This window comes from Streptococcus jiangjianxini, assembly GCF_040225085.1.
GTDB classification, from domain to species: Bacteria; Bacillota; Bacilli; order Lactobacillales; family Streptococcaceae; genus Streptococcus; species Streptococcus jiangjianxini.
The window spans coordinates 1-4,189 of the sequence record NZ_JBEHGL010000037.1; the positions used below are offsets into that span (position 1 = coordinate 1).

At 38.3% G+C, this 4,189-nt stretch carries 4 protein-coding genes; all 4 read right to left on the bottom strand.

The genetic code is table 11. From position 1 onward, the window contains the following. Positions 1–303 precede the first annotated feature (303 nt). The 4 genes from ABP870_RS10375 to ABP870_RS10390 all read right to left on the bottom strand — a co-directional run bounded on the left by ABP870_RS10375 (position 304) and on the right by ABP870_RS10390 (position 4,008). Positions 304–1,224, bottom strand: coding sequence for an L-lactate dehydrogenase (locus tag ABP870_RS10375; protein ID WP_350015287.1), 921 nt, complete (start codon positions 1,222–1,224; stop codon positions 304–306). Between the two features lie 37 nt (positions 1,225–1,261). Next, positions 1,262–1,606 carry a YlbF/YmcA family competence regulator gene (locus ABP870_RS10380; RefSeq protein WP_350015288.1) on the bottom strand — a complete coding sequence of 115 codons (345 nt, stop codon included), beginning with the start codon at positions 1,604–1,606 and terminating at the stop codon, positions 1,262–1,264. 558 nt (positions 1,607–2,164) lie between these two features. Then, positions 2,165–2,848, bottom strand: a complete 684-nt coding sequence (locus tag ABP870_RS10385; RefSeq protein WP_350015289.1) for a type I 3-dehydroquinate dehydratase — start codon at positions 2,846–2,848, stop codon at positions 2,165–2,167. Beyond that, positions 2,848–4,008, bottom strand: a complete 1,161-nt coding sequence (locus ABP870_RS10390) for a class I SAM-dependent rRNA methyltransferase (RefSeq protein ID WP_350015290.1) — start codon at positions 4,006–4,008, stop codon at positions 2,848–2,850. The genes ABP870_RS10385 and ABP870_RS10390 overlap by 1 nt, the downstream gene beginning before the upstream one ends. Between the last annotated feature and the right edge of the window lie 181 nt (positions 4,009–4,189).

Below are 4,189 nucleotides of genomic sequence, written 5' to 3' on the forward strand. Positions count from 1 at the left end.
ACCTATCAAGAAATCTAGTATCTCATTCATAACAAAATCCTCCACTATCTTTAGTATAGCAAAGGGGTCAAACTTATTTTATGAAACTGTTATCTGAAAACGATGGTTTCTTCATGCGTTTGTCGTGCTAATACGCTTCTAAAATCAAAAGCAAAAGGTGTTGACTTGATTTGATGACCGTCAGTGCTATCTGCATCGGCGTCGCTTAGTCTGCTCTTGATTTTTTGAGGATAAGAGTATACCAAATCCAAACTTGATTAATCACAAAAAACCAATCACAATTGACTGGTTTCATTTTGATAATCATTTCTCAAGAGCTGTTTCAACACGTTCCTTGATTAGGTTGGCAGATGCTTGTAATTTAGTATTTTCATTGTCAGTTAAACTTAGCTGAACATGATCAACCTTTCCGCCACGGCCAATCAGGGCTGGGTAGCCCACGTAGGTTCCAAATTGCTCTTGATAACTTGAGACAACTAACTCCTCTTTGGCATCAGATAAGATAGCCTTAATGATACGGATAGCTGTTGTGGCAATACCATAGGAGGTGTAACCTTTGCCATAAAAGACAGTATGACCACCTTTCATCGAAGCAAAAGACATTTCTTCCAGCTCCTCTTTCGAAAAGAAATTGGTAATAGGCTGGCCTTTGACAGTCACTTGACTCCAAGCTGTAAACTGGGAGTTGCCATGTTCCCCAAGATTATACCCTGACACACTCTTAGGATTAACCCCAAGACGATCACTAACGACACGTTTCATCCGAGCAGTATCAAGGAGAGTCCCTGTTCCAATCACACGCTCCTTAGGAAAGCCCGTCAAAGCCTGATAGAGAGCTGATACGGCATCAACTGGATTAGAAATAACGACAAGGACGCCGGAAAACTCTGACCCCTTGAGAGAAGCCGCCACTTGGGGTACCTGCTCTTGCATGAGAGCGAACTCTGCAAAACGATCTTCACCTGCATTATGTTGCAAGCTGATATTCCCAAGGGCTGACACCACAACATCAGCATCAGCTAGGGCCGCGTAATCATTGATCGTGATTTTAGCAAAACCAGAGTGATTAGCCATAGCATCTTGAAAATCAAGCTGATCCGCACGTACTTTTTCTTCTTTGGGATCAATCAAAACATAATGATCCGCAAGGTTTTCCGAAATCAAGCCATGAGCCAAAGCTGACCCAACATTTCCCATCCCGATAATACCAATTTTACGTGTCATAAGGACCCCTCCTTTAAAATAAATGTCTGCTATCGATTTACTTTTCTGTCAATTCTTGCAAGGGCTTGAAGACAATACGCTCAATGTCTGAGATGTAAACTGAAAGAGCCTGTTGAGCATTAAAGTAATCTCTAACAACGGTGTCTGCTTCCATTTTTTCGGTCATTGACTGAATAGCCTTTTGGTCATCCTCAGTTGGCATTTGGCCTGATTGCATTTTTTGATACAAATCCTCTTGAAAAGCAACAAACTCGTCAAAAAGGGCCTTAGCTTCTGGGTTACCATCAATCTTAGCCTTAGCATCAGCTACCACCTGGTATTCTGGTAAAGCACGGATACTGCGTTCCAGTTCATTAGCTAAATCATAAATATTAGTAGACATATTCAAATCCTCCCATTAAATAAGTGTTGACCATATTTTAACATAATTTTCCAAACAAGAAACTCCAAAAGGTAAGGATATTTCGATAACCAACAACTGAAAAGCATTTTAAAGCCACCCTAACCGGACAACAGATACCACTAGAGATAACAATTTCCCTTGTAGAATCCTTCATAATACCGATACCTTCTGAAGATTGGATAACAGGTAAACCTGGTGTGAAGAGGATAAACAGGATCGATTATTGAGATAAGAGCCAAACTTCAGTCCCTAAAAAAGTATCGCAATTAGGCAATACTTTCTGAACTATTTTATTAAACTGTAACCAATACCCACTACTAATAGAAAATCATGGTTGTACCGTTTTTTTGTTTCATTTTGTTAACCATAAAAAATGCTCTCACTTAACCGTTTTTAGAATTTATGACTTTTCATAACAAAGAAAAAAGATTGAAGAAACTGTCTACTTTGAAATAGTTTCTTCAACCTGTTGGCCCCACTTATAGGGACGGTTTGTTTTTATTAGTTCAAGCATAGACTAAGAAGCCAACTGATGTTTTAATCTTCTTCAAGAATCGCCTTGATTCTCTTCATATCATGTAATTTGAGTTGACCTGGACCATTAGCGTTTTCACTATCCAGACCAGAGAAGCTCCACGCTGAACCTGTCACATCACCTGAAATTCGTGACAGTTTTCCGAGTTTCCCCATAGAAACGGTGGCGTAAGTTTGTTCTGGATTTAAGGTTTTAAAACCACGTGTGTAGTTCATCAGATCTAGAACTTCTTGCTCATTGTGAGGCATTACTGAAATTTTTACAACACGAGGGGCTAAGGTTGTTAATTCTGAAAAAATCTCCATCAAATTTTCAGGTGTCTCACGGAAGTTATGGTAACTTAAAGCCAAGTTTGGAAAACTTAACAACTGGTCAAAATGTGACTTGTAAGTAAAATATTCAAAATCAATATAATCAGGATGATATAAAGCATCAACATCCTTCAACAGAGAAATATAATCCTCTGCGCTAAAGTCAGCATATCCACCTTCATTTACTGTTCGAATGGTAAAGAGAATCTCATAACCAGAAAACTTCTCAAAAATAGCTGGCGCCACTCTTAAAATATCATCTTTTGCTAAATAATCCGCACGCCACTCAATAATATCAGCGCCTTCATATTTCGAACTGTCAATATCTTTAACCTCATCGAGGTTCTTAGGAATAATTGGTACAACTATTTTCATTATTCAACCTTAATGGTAAATACTTTTAAGTAGTTACTTCTTTCATCATTCTTATTTATTTTAAAATCATCAGGAAGTCGGTCTAAGGACAACACTTGATAGGCTTGTTCGCCAAAACCTTTATTGATCTGTTTTTGGAATTGCTCAACACTCAGATTGGAAGCATTAGTGGATAAGATTAATAGACCATTTGGATTTAAAAGATCAAGTGCTTGATTGACTAAACGATGGTAATCTTTTGAAACAGAAAAAGTTTGTTTCTTATTGCGGGCAAAACTCGGTGGATCAATCACAATCACATCATAAGTCAGTTCGTGTCTCTTCGCATAGCGATAATAATCAAAAACGTCCATAACCATCAGTTTATGATTGGCCATATCAAGACCATTCGCTTTAAAATGAGCCTCTGACAACTCTACAGATCGCTTAGCCAAATCAACAGAAGTCGTTTGAGTTGCTCCTCCCATGGCAGCAGCGATAGAAAATGCTGCTGTATAGGAAAAGAGATTCAAAACGGACTTTCCTGCTGCTAACCCGTCTATCAAACGTCCTCTGACATCATGCTGATCCAGAAAAATCCCTGTCATCAAACCATCATTTAGAAAAATTTGGTACTTGATGTTATTTTCTAGTATATCAAAGGCTTCGGGCGCTTCTTCTCCGTATAGATGTGCTGACTGAATTTCCGCCCCTTTAAATCGGTATTTTTCATAAGCTCCAACCAACTCAGGGAAAACCGTCTTAAAGGCTTCAACCACCATATCTTTTATACGGTAAACAAAAGCATTATACCACGAAAAGACGGCAAAGTCATCGTATCTATCAACGGTAAAGCCACCAAATCCATCTCCTTCTTGATTGAAGAGTCGATAGGCTGTCGTGTTTGAGTCATTGATATAAGAAAGACGTGATTTCTTTGCCTTGATGAACAAGTTTTCAAAAAAGGCTTGAGTCAGTTCCACTTCATCTTTAGAGATAACCCAACCTAATCCCTTATTTTGTTCTGATAAATAGGCTGTTGCTATCAATTGCCCAGATTTAGAGACCAACTGCACCAAGTTATCTTTCGTTTTGGCAGTTGATAAATCATCTTTCTCTAATAGCACAATCCCTTTGTTTAGTTTTTTCTCAACTTGTGCACTTAGTCGAAGTTTTTCCATAAAAACTATTATACCAAAATATCGTTTTTATGAATAGTCTAAGATAACAGCTTCCACGACAAACGCATGAAAATCCCTAATCTATTTCTCTGGCTTCGAAGCTATGTTTGCCTTACAGTAATCGTTTTAAATACTGGTCAAAGGACAGACTAAGGACAAATTTTTTACGTCGCATGCTCAT